This window comes from Micromonospora sonchi, from assembly GCF_014646235.1.
GTDB lineage: Bacteria > Actinomycetota > Actinomycetes > Mycobacteriales > Micromonosporaceae > Micromonospora > Micromonospora sonchi.
In genome coordinates this window covers 265,701-278,129 of record NZ_BMNB01000001.1, presented here as the reverse complement: position 1 = coordinate 278,129, position 12,429 = coordinate 265,701, and the positions used below count along the sequence as shown (strand labels likewise).

General features: G+C 70.4%; 14 protein-coding genes and 1 pseudogene. 8 read left to right on the top strand and 7 right to left on the bottom strand.

What is annotated here, in order from left to right; translation table 11 throughout:
- Window positions 1-13 precede the first annotated feature (13 nt).
- The 3 genes from IEY61_RS01195 to IEY61_RS01185 all read right to left on the bottom strand — a co-directional run bounded on the left by IEY61_RS01195 (window position 14) and on the right by IEY61_RS01185 (window position 1,912).
- Entirely contained in the window at window positions 14-271 is a 258-nt protein-coding gene (locus IEY61_RS01195) for a TM2 domain-containing protein (RefSeq protein ID WP_189040329.1), read from the bottom strand.
- 341 nt (window positions 272-612) lie between these two features.
- Entirely contained in the window at window positions 613-939 is a 327-nt protein-coding gene (locus IEY61_RS01190) for a helix-turn-helix domain-containing protein (protein ID WP_189040328.1), read from the bottom strand.
- A gap of 421 nt (window positions 940-1,360) precedes the next feature.
- Window positions 1,361-1,912, bottom strand: a complete 552-nt coding sequence (locus IEY61_RS01185; RefSeq protein WP_189040327.1) for a hypothetical protein — start codon at window positions 1,910-1,912, stop codon at window positions 1,361-1,363.
- 57 nt (window positions 1,913-1,969) lie between these two features.
- Between IEY61_RS01185 and IEY61_RS01180 the strand changes: the two genes are divergently transcribed.
- Window positions 1,970-2,278 carry a hypothetical protein gene (locus IEY61_RS01180; RefSeq protein ID WP_189040326.1) on the top strand — a complete coding sequence of 103 codons (309 nt, stop codon included), beginning with the start codon at window positions 1,970-1,972 and terminating at the stop codon, window positions 2,276-2,278.
- Window positions 2,279-2,281: 3 nt separating this feature from the next.
- Here IEY61_RS01180 and IEY61_RS01175 read toward each other — a convergent pair whose 3' ends face one another.
- Window positions 2,282-3,316, bottom strand: a complete 1,035-nt coding sequence (locus IEY61_RS01175; protein WP_189040325.1) for an ArsR/SmtB family transcription factor — start codon at window positions 3,314-3,316, stop codon at window positions 2,282-2,284.
- 105 nt (window positions 3,317-3,421) lie between these two features.
- Between IEY61_RS01175 and IEY61_RS01170 the strand changes: the two genes are divergently transcribed.
- Together IEY61_RS01170 and IEY61_RS01165 are read left to right on the top strand one after the other, a co-directional pair.
- Window positions 3,422-4,387 carry an MBL fold metallo-hydrolase gene (locus tag IEY61_RS01170; RefSeq protein ID WP_189040324.1) on the top strand — a complete coding sequence of 322 codons (966 nt, stop codon included), beginning with the start codon at window positions 3,422-3,424 and terminating at the stop codon, window positions 4,385-4,387.
- 151 nt (window positions 4,388-4,538) lie between these two features.
- Window positions 4,539-4,931, top strand: a complete 393-nt coding sequence (locus tag IEY61_RS01165; protein ID WP_189040323.1) for a hypothetical protein — start codon at window positions 4,539-4,541, stop codon at window positions 4,929-4,931.
- Between the two features lie 59 nt (window positions 4,932-4,990).
- Here the strand turns inward: IEY61_RS01165 and IEY61_RS01160 are convergent, their stop codons facing one another.
- Entirely contained in the window at window positions 4,991-6,001 is a 1,011-nt protein-coding gene (locus IEY61_RS01160; protein ID WP_189040322.1) for a hypothetical protein, read from the bottom strand.
- A gap of 179 nt (window positions 6,002-6,180) precedes the next feature.
- Between IEY61_RS01160 and IEY61_RS01155 the strand changes: the two genes are divergently transcribed.
- The 5 genes and pseudogenes from IEY61_RS01155 (at window position 6,181) to IEY61_RS01135 (ending at window position 10,041) form a co-directional block, all read left to right on the top strand.
- Window positions 6,181-6,450 carry a metal-sensitive transcriptional regulator gene (locus tag IEY61_RS01155; protein ID WP_189040321.1) on the top strand — a complete coding sequence of 90 codons (270 nt, stop codon included), beginning with the start codon at window positions 6,181-6,183 and terminating at the stop codon, window positions 6,448-6,450.
- A 130-nt stretch (window positions 6,451-6,580) separates the two neighbouring features.
- On the top strand, window positions 6,581-7,981 hold the full coding sequence (locus tag IEY61_RS01150) for an MBL fold metallo-hydrolase (RefSeq protein ID WP_189040320.1): 1,401 nt from the start codon (window positions 6,581-6,583) through the stop codon (window positions 7,979-7,981).
- A 93-nt stretch (window positions 7,982-8,074) separates the two neighbouring features.
- Entirely contained in the window at window positions 8,075-8,665 is a 591-nt protein-coding gene (locus IEY61_RS01145) for a rhodanese-like domain-containing protein (RefSeq protein WP_189040319.1), read from the top strand.
- A pseudogene (locus IEY61_RS01140) lies at window positions 8,662-9,411 on the top strand (sulfite exporter TauE/SafE family protein); the annotation flags it as partial. The gene IEY61_RS01145 and the pseudogene IEY61_RS01140, both read left to right, overlap by 4 nt.
- 132 nt (window positions 9,412-9,543) lie before the next feature.
- Window positions 9,544-10,041 carry a hypothetical protein gene (locus tag IEY61_RS01135; RefSeq protein WP_189040317.1) on the top strand — a complete coding sequence of 166 codons (498 nt, stop codon included), beginning with the start codon at window positions 9,544-9,546 and terminating at the stop codon, window positions 10,039-10,041.
- Between the two features lie 477 nt (window positions 10,042-10,518).
- Here the strand turns inward: IEY61_RS01135 and IEY61_RS01130 are convergent, their stop codons facing one another.
- Complete coding sequence (locus IEY61_RS01130; protein ID WP_189040316.1) at window positions 10,519-11,163, bottom strand: LuxR C-terminal-related transcriptional regulator; 645 nt, start codon at window positions 11,161-11,163, stop codon at window positions 10,519-10,521.
- Window positions 11,115-12,419 (bottom strand): sensor histidine kinase, encoded by a 1,305-nt coding sequence (locus tag IEY61_RS01125; RefSeq protein ID WP_229705597.1) that lies wholly within the window; start codon window positions 12,417-12,419, stop codon window positions 11,115-11,117. Before IEY61_RS01125 ends, IEY61_RS01130 begins: the two co-directional genes overlap by 49 nt.
- Between the last annotated feature and the right edge of the window lie 10 nt (window positions 12,420-12,429).

Here is a 12,429-nt window from a genome sequence, read left to right as displayed (position 1 = left end):
GCCACGGAGACGATCAGCGGGTTCCGACGGCGAGCTGCGTGTTGACCTGGCGCACCTGGCTCGGCAGCGTGAACAGGTCGATCAGAACGCCCACGCCGAGGATGCCGAAGGTGAACAGATAGAGCAGACCCCGTCCGACCTTGCCGAGGTAGAACTGGTGGCCGCCAAAGACGCCGAGTACGAACCAGAGCAGGTAGGCGATACCTGTTTGCTTCTGGCTAACCTGCACGAGGATCGGTTGCTGCTGCGGGGAGGCGGCGGGCTGCGACATGATCTACTCCTGATCTATGAGCGGGTTCAGGTAGCTGCGACGCACGGGTGTGCACCGTGCCGACTGTGCTACGTGGCCCGAGGAACATGCTCTTGCTTGCCAGCTGATTAGCAAGCAGTGCGGCAGAGGTTAGCGGGGAAGATCAACAGCATCACATCGGCCATAGGTGCCACGAGACCTCGCAATCCGGCGGGCCGGGATCAGCCGACCGGCGAGTATTTGTACATAACCGATCCAGATCGAGGACGGTGGCATCTTGCCAGCTCAGGGGTGAGGAATGGAGTCCGTGGCGTGGCGGTGGAGACGAGGGAGGACACGTTGCACCGCACTCGACGCGCTCCTCACCGCCTCGGGAGGTGCCGCGCGGAGCAGGCAGCGTCGGCTCTCGGAGCGAACTTCACTTCCAGCTTCCGGTCCAGTGCACGAGCGAGCCGTTCGAGGACGGTCAAGGTCGGAACGGTGCCGCCGGCCTCGAAACGGGCTACCGCCGACTGGGTCATGCCTGCGGCCCGGGCCAGCTGACTCTGGCTCCAGCCGCTGCGCTCCCGCAGGTGTCGTACCTCCTGACCAAGCTCGAATGCCAGGCGTGCCGCGTCGTACGCCTCAGCCACACCGGGCTCGGCCATCCGGCGTTCCCGCAGGTCGTTCCAGTCAGCCCGATCAGCCATCACTTGCCCTCTCGACCACGGGATGCCGTTCAGTCATGCAGTGCTCAAGCACCCCAGGCAATAGCATCGATGCTATTGCCTGGGGTTCACCGTGTCTGCCCTGAGTCGAGGAGCTGCGATCGCGGGTGGCATTCAGGCGCGGAAGCCGTCGGGGTGCCAGTGGTGCTCGCAGACAGGCAGCCGTACTCGCAAGGCCAAGTCGTCCCCCAGGCTGACCTGCACCTTACCGGCACCCCTTCCCGTCAGCCGCGCCAGTGCCCGTTGCCGGACGTTCGCGCGGGCAGCTCGTCAACGAGCATCGGGACGACGTTGCCGAGCGGGTTGCCGAACGGCCGTGAGCGGTTGCCGAGTGTTCTCTGCTCGGATCAAGAAAGCGACCCCGGCCACCCTTCAGAGGCCGGGGTCTGTCACGCGTTCGCCGCTACTGATCGTTGTAGGTAACCTCCCACTGCGAGCACTGCCCCCGCACGCAGACCCGCCAGTACACCTCGCTGCCCTTCATGCCGTAGTAATTGGTGCTGCTGTGCTCGTAGTAGTCCTTGTTGCAAACGCCCCACCCAGGCGTGTCCAAGTAGCAATAGCCGGTGCGGTATATCTTCCAGTAAGAGTAGCCGCCCGAATCCGGGGCCCGCAGATAATTCTCCCATTCGAGGGTGACGACCTCGCCGCGCTTAAGATCGTGTCCCACCCACCACTGGTCGCCGTACCTCTTGAAACAGCCGGCGGCTATGGGCCGGGTGGTCCCTTGATTCAGCCCCACGCAGATCGCGTCCGACGGTTGGCTACCCGATACGGAAGCCGCCCAGTTCGATTCATTGTACGAGGGAGCGGCGTGAGCGGCGGCGGCGTTGGCCATCGATGCGACTAACACGGCGACCAACACTATGGAGAGTCGTCGTAAGGTTCTGGCTACTGTCACTAGCGCTACCCCCATCGGCAGTTCCTGGCAGGGATCGAAGCTCACCTCAAACACCTGCCTATCGTCTAACGTGGACGATTGACGATGATCGTACCGTAATGCTGCGGTGGCGTGGGGCCCAAACAACGGTTGACACCACACAGCGAAGCCAACTGGGGCGTACTGGCGGCACTGCTCGTCGCGGTCGCGCTTCACCTGCTCGCCCGGCTGTACGACGCGCTCACCTCGCCCGGTGCAGCGGCCCACGGCACGGGGTGGGACACCCGGCTCGTGGCCTATCCGCTCTGGGTCGCCGGCACGGTCGCCGTCGTGGTCGCGGCGTCGCTCTGCGTACGCCTGATCCGTCGGGTTGCCGAGGACCGGCAGGCGAGCGCCGACGCGCGGGGCGGCACCACGCCGGAGTGCGGGCAACCACCGTGACCCTCACTCCCGAAAGTCGCGCAACGCCCGCAACACGTCCGCCGCCGACCGCGTCCGCTCGTAGCGGACCTCGTGGCGGTGGCGTCGGGACACGACGAGGCCGGCGCGGCGCAGCCGACCCAGGTGGTACGAGACGGTGGCCGGGCTGATGCCGTGCCGCGTGGCCAGCTCGGTGGTGGTCAGCGGCGTACCCAGATCGGTCAGGAGCGCGGCCCGGCGGGCGCCGAGGATGGCGGCCTGCTCGCCGGCCGGGTCGGGCACCGCCCACACCTGGCCGCGTCCGCGCGCCGGGTAGCCGACCATGACCCGGCCGCCCGTGCCCAGATACAGCGCGGGGCGGGGCAGGAACGCCGACGGGGCCAGGATGAGCCCCTGCGCCGCGTCGACGGAGAGTTCGGACGGTGAGTCGAGGGTGAGCCGGCTGCCGTCCCAGGCCAGCCTCGGGTCGAGGGTCCGGAGGATGTCGGCGAGCCCGGTGCGGGTGGCCACCGTGGCCCGGTGCCGGACGTCCTCGTCGAGCACCCGGTGCAGGGTGGGCCACATCTCGGCCTGGGTGAGCCGCCAGAAGTGGGCGAGCTGGTCGACGACGCGGTCGCGCAGTGCCGCCTCCCCGCCCTGGGCGAGGACCTCGGCGACCGCGGCCGGCAGCGGCGGCCGGGGGTCGCGCCCGTTGGGGCTGCGCTGCACCAGGTCGGGTGGGGGCGGGTCGATCCGGAACGCCAACCGCACCTGCCGGTGAACCTCCTCCGCCGTGGTGGCGGCCACCGCCGCGAGTTCCTCGTCGAGCGTCGGCTCGTACGTGCCGGGCAGCGGGGACAGGAAGTCGGGAATGTACCCGGCGGCGGCGTTGACCAGCTCGAACAGCACGCCGACGGCGCCCGGGTCGAGGTGGCGTCGGGTGCGGGTCGCCCAGCTGCGCGCGTACGGGGCCCGCTGGGGGTGGGCGAGCACCTCCAGGGCGTTGGTGACCTCCGTCAGCCGCGACAGCGCGAACCGTGACCGGACGAGCCGGTCCGCGTCGACGTGCAGGGTAAGCACAGCGCCAACATTAGAAGCCTCTCGAATGCTTGGCACCCACCCTTGGCCCGCTGCTCTCCTGAGCGAGCCGGCCCACCATGCCGGCCCGGACGAAGGAGATACCCCATGTCGTACCCGAATGGATCGGTGAGCCGGCGGACTCTGCTGCTGGGGGCGGCGGCCGTGGGCGGCGGGGCCCTCGCCGCCGGTCGCGCTGCCCGCCCCGCACACGCGACCGCCCCGGCTGTTCGCTCGGTCGGCTGCTTCGACGTCATCGCGCTGCGCGACGCCGCCGGGCCGTTCTTCCTCACCTCCGACGCCGCCTTCACCGGGGCGTCGGGAAAGGACTGGGCGGCGGCCCGGCGCATCGACCCGGCCGCGTTCGGGCCGGACGGGACGTGGCAGCTGGACTTCCGGTGCTACGCCATTCGCCGCCCCGGCGACCGGTACACACTGGTGGACACCGGCGTCGGGCCGGCGGGCAGCCCCGCCTCGGCCTGGGCGCCGGTGCCGGGCGCGCTGCCGCAACTGCTGGCCGACAACGGGATCGACGTGCGTCGGGTGGACACGGTGGTGCTGACGCACCTGCACGAGGACCACGCCGGCTGGGCGGTCACGGCGGCGGGCGTGCCGATGTTCCCCAACGCCCGGTACGTGGTGCAGCAGCGCGAACTCGACGCGCTGGAAGCCGGCGGTAGTCAGATGCTGGGGTACGTGGTGCGACCGCTGCGGGCGGCGGGGCATCTGCACCCGGTGGACGGCCCGGTGGTGCTCAACGGCGACCCCGCGAGGTCTGCCCGCCGCACCGTCACCGGTCGTGGGGGTGACCGGATCCGGGTGGTGCCGACCCCCGGCCACACGCCGGGGCACCAGTCGGTGTTGGTGGAGGGTGGCCGGCACGACCAGGTGGTGGTCACCGGCGACGTGCTCGTCCACGCCGTGCAGATCGCCGACCCGGACGTCGCCTACCGGTACGAGGCGGACCAGGAGCTTGCCCGGCTGACCCGGCGTCGTCTGCTCGACGCGGCCCGCCGTGACCGTGCGCTGCTGGCCACCGCGCACCTCAACCGGCCGTTCGTCGAGCTCGGCTGAGCCCAGGCGGAGACCGGATCTTGATGATCCTCCAATATGGCATCATGGCGGGCTCAAGTGCGCGATCTTCGCGCCTGAGCATATGGAGGACTGTGTGCGCCGATTCGCGCGACGGCTGGCTGTCTCGATTCTCTCCGCGACCGTTGCGGCGGTGACGCTCGCTGCACCCGCGCAGGCCGCGTTCACCGCAGCCCAGGCCTGCAACAACGACTTCGGTGGCTCGTGGGCGCACGTCAGTGACGGCCACCGGTCGATCACCACGCCGAGCGGCACCAAGGTGGGCGACGTGTACCTGATGTACAACAGCGCCAGCGCGACCAACTGTGTCGCCACCATCAAGCGGGTCTCGGTCGGCACGAACAGCGGGGTCTCCGCCGGGATCCGGGTGGAGGGCAGCTCCTGGGCCTACGACCCCGGAAGCTACAAGTACTACGCCGCGATCCAGCGTTCCGCCCGCGACAAGTGCGTGATGTACAGCGGCGAGGTCCTCTACGGCACCAGCTGGCAGAGCGCCGGCCGGTACAGCTGGGGCAACTGCGGCTGAGCGATCCGTAACGTCGGCGTGCGGCCGGTCGCAGGGGGCCGGCCGCACGTCGGCGCGGGTCAGCCGACCGCGGATAGTGCCGGCTGCGGTCGGCGGTGCCCGCGATGCTCCGGGTACGCCACCGGGGCTGCCTCGGCCAGGTGGAACGCCACGGTCACTGCGGCCACCGTGCCGCCGATCATCTGGGTGACCAGCAGCAGGCCGAACCCCCCGCCGCCGGACGCCTCGAACGGGCTCTCCGGGGCCAGCAGGATGACGAGCTGGTAGGCGGCCGAGCAGAACATCGATCCGGCGCCGACCCAGGCAGCGGCAAGTGGCCCCCAGAGTCGCAGGCCCCGAGCCCGGCGAGACACGAGGACGGCCAGTCCGAGCAGGCCAGCCAGCGCGAGGGTGGCCGACGAGGCGTGCACAACCTGTTGGGTGGGACTGGCACCCAACGCAGCGGGCAGGCCGGCCTCGCCGCCGGCGGCCCAGTACAGACGTACCGCCATGACGAGCGCGGTGAGCCCGCCGACGGCGACGGTCGCCATGACCTGCACGTGGTGCGTGGCGCCCGGCCGGCGGGAGCCGACGGAGCTGCCCAGGAGGGCGCCCCACCGCGCCCGCACATGCAGCGCGAACGCCACGGCCAGGCCGGTGCCCTGCAGGATGAAGCCGCCGTAGACGACGCCGTACACCCAGCCCTGCAGGCCGTCCGGAGCGGCGCCGGTGTCGGTGCCGCCGGCCGCGGCGGCCCCGGTCAGGGACTCGGCCAGGTAGGCCAGCGGCGCGGCGACCATCGCCGGGGCGAGCAGCCCGCTCGCGACCCACATGGGGAACAGCACCAACCACGCCGGTATCCGTCGCCCCCAGCGGTGGACGAGCGTCACCGCCAGCGCGGCGCCGGCCACCTCCATCCCTGCGGTGATCAGGTTGCCGACGACGAATGGCGTCTCGCGCATCAGGCCGGGATCGGTGAGGCCGACGTCGCTGCCCGCGAGCCAGGCCGTCTTGATCGCCAGGTACGGCAGCATCGCCGCGACGGTGGCACAGCCGACCACGAGCGGGAGCCGAGCGGAATGCGTTTTCACACGGCTCAGCCTGGTCCGCGCCGCCGCCGACCGCCTCCCGCCCGGGAGTGGTCGTTCTCCCCCACAGGCGGGAAGACCGCTGGCGGGAATTTGCTCGACCCCCTGCGGTTGAAAATACCGGCGGGGGTATCCCGACGAGCCTTACCCCCCGGGGTATGTTGGACGCAGGAGGTGGCGTGGTGAATATTCGACCCGAGATGACCAGGGAAGCCCTGACCCGACTCAAGCGGGCTCGGGGCCAGCTCAATGCGGTCATCGAGATGATGGAGAACGGTCAGGACTGCCGAGAGGCCCTGACCCAGCTCGCCGCCGTCTCGAAGGCTATCGACCGCGCGGGCTTTAAGATCATCGCCTCGGGAATGCGGCACTGCAACGCCGCCCGCGACCGGGGCGAGACGCCGGAGATGACCGAAGAGGAGCTGGAGAAGCTCTTCCTCGCTCTGGCCTGACGACCAGGGCCAGCCCGCCCGCACCGCTTATCCGCGGCGTAGGCGGGTAGTCGTCGCACCATGAACCAACCAGAAGTGTGCTCTTCGCATACCCCCCGGGGTATGTAAGATTGGGGAGGGGAGAACAGCAATGGCAGTAGAGGTCTCCGTCATCACGACGTCCTCGCTCGGCGACCGCAGCTACCTGGCCTCCGACGGTCAGGTGGCGATCGTGGTCGACCCACAACGCGACATCGACCGCGTCCTGTACCTCGCCGGGGCGAAAGGGGTGCGCATCACCCACGTGGTGGAGACCCACATCCACAACGACTACGTCTCCGGCGGCCTGGAACTGGCCCGGGTGACCGGCGCCCACTACCTGGTGTCCGCGGCCGACGAGGTCGGCTTCGCGCGCGAGCCCGTCACCGACGGCGACGTGGTGCCCGTCTCGGACTCCCTACGCCTGCGGGCCGTCGCCACCCCCGGTCACACCTTCCATCACCTGTCGTACGCCCTCGACGAGGCCACCGCCAACGGCTGGCAGCCGATGGGCGTCTTCACCGGCGGCGCACTGCTGTTCGGAACCACCGGACGCACCGACCTGCTCGGCAAGGAGCACGCCAACGAGCTGGCCCATCACCAGCACGCCTCGGCGAAGCGGCTGGCCGACCTGCTGCCCGACGGGGCCCAGGTGTGGCCGACGCACGGCTTCGGCAGCTTCTGCTCGGCCACCCAGGCGGACGCGCCCGACTCCACCATCGACCGGGAGAGGCAGGCGAACCCCGTGCTGCGGCTGGCCGCCGACCAGTTCGTCACCGAGACCCTCGCCGGCCTCGACGCCTACCCGGCGTACTACGCCCACATGGGCGTGGCGAACAGCGCCGGGCCCGCCCCGGTCGACCTCACTGCGGTGGCCAGGGCCGACGCCGAACACCTGCGCGGGCGGATCGCCGCCGGCGAGTGGGTGGTGGACCTGCGGCACCGCAAGGCGTACGCCGCCTCGCACTTGGCCGGCACGGTCAGTTTCGGGCTGGACGGCCCGATGTCGACCTGGCTCGGCTGGCTGATCGACTGGGGCACACCGATCACACTTCTGGCGGAAACGCCCGAGCAGATCGCCGATGCCCAGCGCGAGCTGGCGCGGATCGGCATCGACCGACCGGCCGCACGGGCCACCGGGCAGGCCGAGCAGTGGGCGGCCGAGCCCGACCAGCTCCGGCAGCTGCGAATGGTCGACTTCGCGGCCCTGGCCGCTGCCCGCGCGGGCAACCTGCCCGCCGACCTGCCCGCCCCGAACGTCGTCCTCGACGTCCGGATGACCAACGAATGGAAGTCCGGCCACGTCGAGGGCGCCGTGCACATCCCGCTGCCTGACCTGCCCACGCGGCTCGCCGACGTACCCGCCGGCGTCGTCTGGGTGCACTGCGGCTCCGGCTACCGGGCCACCGCAGCAGCCTCGCTGCTGGCCAACGCCGGTCGCGAGGTGGTCGTCATCGACGACAGGTTCGACCAGGCCGAGACGGCGGGCGTCGCCATGACCGACCAGGCCTGACCCACCTGACCCGATCCCGGCCGGGGCGATCCTGCCCCGGCCGGCACGCCACCCTGCCGCCAGAATCGGCGGTTCATCCCGGAAAGAGAAGAAATGAGCGCTTCCGCGAACACCCGCCCGGCCACCCTGGACGCGACCACCCTGCGTGAGCTGATCGCCTCCGGCCGATCCCCCCGGCTGCTCGACGTCCGCACCCCGGCCGAGTTCGAGACCATGCACATCCCCGGCGCATACAACGTTCCCCTGGACCTGCTCAGGGAGCACCGCGGGGAGCTGCGCAACCATCTGGACGAGGACGTCGTCCTGATCTGCCGTTCCGGGGCCCGGGCCGGCCAGGCCGAACAGGTCCTCGCCGGCGTCGGCCTGCCGAACCTCAAGATCCTCAACGGCGGCATGCTGGCGTGGCAGGCCTCCAACGCGCCGATCACCCAGGGCAGGCAGCGCTGGGACCTGGAGCGCCAGGTGCGCCTGGTCGCCGGGGCGATCGTCCTGGCCAGCGTCGTGGGCTCGGTGTTCGTGCCCGGCCTCAAGTGGGTCGCCGGCTTCATCGGCGCCGGCCTCACCTTCGCCGCCCTCACCAACACCTGCGCGATGGGCATGCTGCTCAGCAAACTGCCGTACAACCGGGGCGCCAGCTGCGACCTGGACAGCATCGTCGGGCAACTGCGCGAGGAGGGGGCATGACCGCCACCCTCGCCCTGACCCTCGGCCTGGCCGTGCTGATCGGGGTCAGCCTCGGCCTGCTCGGCGGCGGCGGATCCATCCTCGCCGTGCCCCTGCTGGTCTACGTCGCCGACCTACCGCCCAAGGAAGCCATCGCCACCTCCCTGCTCGTCGTCGGCGCCACCAGCGCCGTCGGCGTGCTCCCACACGCCCGCGCCCACCGGGTCCGCTGGCGCACCGGTCTGATCTTCGGCCTCGTCGGCATGATCGGCGCCTACGCCGGCGGCCGACTGGCCGAGTTCATCCCCGCCCCGTTCCTGCTCGCCGGATTCGCCGTGATGATGCTGGCCACCGCCGTCGCCATGATCCGCAGCCGCCGCACCGACAAGGGCAAGCCCTCGCCGCACGAGCTGCCGGTGTTCCGCGTCATCCTCGACGGCATCGTCGTCGGCCTGGTCACCGGCCTCGTCGGCGCCGGCGGCGGCTTCCTCGTGGTGCCCGCCCTGGCCCTGCTCGGCGGCCTGCCCATGCCGGTCGCGGTCGGCACCTCGCTCGTGGTCATCGCCATGAAGTCCGCCGCCGGCCTGGCCGGCTACCTCTCCAGCGTGCACATCAACTGGGGCCTCGCGCTCGCCGTCACCGCCGCCGCGATCGTCGGCAGCCTCCTCGGCGGCCGCCTCGCCGGGAGGATTCCGGCGGATGTCCTACGCCGGGCGTTCGGCTGGTCCGTGGCGGTGATGGCCGTGTTCCTGCTCGGCCAGCAGCTCCGCGTGTAGCGAACTCAGCTAGTTCAAGATTCGCTCAAAATGATCAGCGTCGTTGATCAATGACCGGACTTTGCTGGGAGCATGTTCGCTGTCGTCGCGTCACGTTCAACGAAAGGACGCTGTGTGAGCTGCATGAAAACGGTCCTGGTGAGACTTTCGCGGTCCCGGCTCGGCGTGGGCCGCCGGCTTCGGGGCGGGCTCCTCGCCCTGGCGGTCACGGCCGTCGCCGTGTTCGCCGCACCGCCGCCGAGCATGGCCGCCGGTGACAATTACTTCATTAGCTGTGACGCTGCGTTTTCGTCGTGCCAGACCGGCAAGAAGGTCTCGTATCCGGCCGGCGTGTGCGACACCGCTTCGGCGTACTACGGCTCCACGATCGTCTGCGTCGACTACTACGGTGACTACGTCTACGTCAAGGACAACAAAGCTGACGGTTACGCGGCAATGGCGGTCATCGAGAGCGATCGCGGCATCGCGTACCGGTTTTGCCGTAACCCGCACGGAAACGGCTCCTGGGCCAAGTGCAACTTCGACTGGAGCGAGCCCGCCAAAAAGCAGGTAGAGGGCGGCATCCTCCAGAACTCCGTCACCATGCCGCTCGCCATTCTCTGGTCGTTCTCCAACAACTAGGCACCTGGTCAGAAGTCCTGTCGCTGAGAGCGATCGGCAAAAAGCGGCGGGGCCGGTCCTAGCACGTCAGGCGGCCGAGCGATGAGACATGAGGATCAGACGAGGTCCGCCACCGGCCCCGCCCGCAAGACACCGCAACCCGCGCCACCGGGCCCAGATGATGTCGCTGCCGGACGCTGTCGAGCTGACCCGTCTGCGCTGTCACCACCCCGCGCCCACCTGCGGGCCGGCCAGGGGTGACCACGTCGCCGTTGGGCAACCTACCGATCCAGCCCTACGGGATACCGCAGGCCTGTCATTCCCCGACCAACTGAACCAGCGGGCCGCCGCGCCCAAGCGGCGCCGTCGATCACCGCGATCCGCGCACGCTCTCAGCTCGACAGGGCCACACCCGGCACCGCGACCCTCGGCTGCCCACGCGCAGCGCGGACACGACAACGACAGGTACCGACAAGACTCCGCCGTTCCCCGCCGGACTCAGCCGTTCAGGTATGCGAGCACCGCCAGCACGCGCCGGTTGTCGTCGTCGGACGGCGGCATGCCCAGCTTGCTGAAGATGTTGTTGATGTGCTTGCTGACCGCCTTCTCGGTCACGAAGAGCCGCCCGGCGATGGCGGCGTTCGACCGGCCCTCGGCCATCTGTCCCAGCACCTCCCGCTCCCGGGCGGTCAACTCCCCCAGCCGGTCGGCACCCGCGTTACGGGCCAGCAGCTGCGACACCACCTCGGGATCCATCACCATCCCGCCCGACGAGACCTGGCGTACCGCGTCGATGAACTGCCCGACGTTCGACACCCGGTCCTTGAGCAGGTAGCCGACTCCCCCACCCCGGTCGGCGAGCAGTTCCCGCGCGTACAACTGCTCGACGTGCTGGGACAGCACCAGGATCGGCAGCCCGGGAAACTGCGTGCGGGCCGCGAGCGCCGCCTGCAGGCCCTCGTCGGTGAAGGTCGGCGGCAGGCGTACGTCGAGCACGGCGACGTCGGGCCGGTGCCGGGTCAACGCCGGCAGCACGGACGGCCCGTCGGCGACCGCCTCGACCACCTGGAAGCCGAACGCGTCGAGGATGCGGGTCAGCCCGTCCCGGAGGAGGGCGAGATCCTCCGCGATGACAACTCGCACGGCAGCTCCATGGTCACGACGGTGGGTCCGCCGGGCGGACTTGTCACGGTCATCGTGCCATCGAAGGCTGCCAGCCGGCGTCGCACACCCGCCAGGCCGCTGCCGGCATCGAAAGCGGCGCCGCCGCGCCCGTCGTCGCCGACCTGGATGCGCAGCAGTCCACCCGAGTGGGCCAGCCGCACCCAGGCCCGTCCCGCTCCACTGTGCTTGGCCACATTGGTCAGCAGCTCGGCCACCGCGAAGTAGGCCGCGGACTCCACCGCCGCCGGCGGGCTGCCGGGCAGCTCCACCTCGACCTCCACCGGTGGGATGACGGTGAGGGCGAGGGCTCGTACCGCGCCGTCCAGGCCGCGCTCGGCGAGCACCGGCGGGTAGATTCCGCGTACGAGATCACGCAGCTCGACCAGCGCCTGGCCGCTGGCCTCCTGGGCCTCGCCGAGCAGCCGCGCTGCCCTCGCCGGATCGTCGGCCAGGAGTTCCTCGGCCAGGCCGATGCTCATCCGCAGCGCGACCAGCCGGGCCTGCGCGCCGTCGTGCAGGTCGCGTTCGATGCGGCGCAACTCGGCGGCCTGCGTGTCGATGGTGTCGGCGCGGGTGGCGGCGAGGTGCCGCACCCGCAGCGCCAGCTCCTGCGCTTGGGTCGGGGCGAGGAAGAAGCCGGCGAAGCGGAAGTGCAGCCACACCAGCCAGGGCGCGACGGCCAGCCCGCCGCAGAGGAACAGCAACCCCTGCGGGACGGACGACCACGCCTGGACGATGTTGTCCAGCGGCCAGAAGACGCCGTAGCCGTACCAGTCGGTGGTGAGGTAGAGCAGCAGCGGCACCAGCAGGACGCCCTCGAGTCCGTAGAACGGCAGCACGGCCGCCAGCAGGCACCCCGTGCCGGTGACCGCGCCCGGGATCAACCAGGCGAGGTCCCGCCAGGTGGCCGCGTCCGAGACCACCCACCGGAACCGCCGCCAGGTGCCGAGCTGGGCATCAGCCGGCACCGGTTGGTACGGCGAGGCGATCGGGGCCCGGCTGAACCGACTGAGCCGGCGTTGCAGCGTCAGCGACCAGCGCACCAGCACGGTCACCGCCGGGAAGAGCGCGAACCCGATGCCGAACACCGGAATCAGCACCAGTGACACCACCGACAGCACGAACAGCACCACGTTGAGGGGCAGGCACAGCAGCACCACGGCCGTGCCCTGCCCGGCGGCGACCAGGCCGGGCCGCACCCATCGCCACACCACGGCACGTACGGAGCTGTCCACGACGCTCATT